Raw genomic sequence first — 245 nt, 5'->3', positions numbered from 1 at the left:
ATATCGGCATGCAGGACCAATTCTACACCTTCAACATGTTCGACGCGCAGGCCTGGTTCGCGCGCGACGTCATCATGGGCCGCATCGAACTGCCCTCGGCAGAAGTGATGGCGGAACATGGCAGGAGATGGCGGGCGCGCGAGGAAACGCTGGAAGACGCCGAGCAGATGATCTGGTTCCAGGGCGACTACACCAAGGAGTTGATGGAGCAGACCGATTATCCGGGATTCGACGTCGAGGCGACA

Annotated in this window: 1 pseudogene; it reads left to right on the top strand. The window is 59.6% G+C overall.

Features of this window, described 5'->3' with window-relative positions:
• A pseudogene (locus tag AC0L2O_RS37310) lies at nt 1-245 on the top strand (NAD(P)/FAD-dependent oxidoreductase); the annotation flags it as partial.

The sequence above is a fragment of the Bradyrhizobium sp. Kon10 genome, from assembly GCF_055807395.1.
Note: the sequence above shows the minus strand (reverse complement) of the source record. Positions and strands in the feature narration are given on the sequence as shown.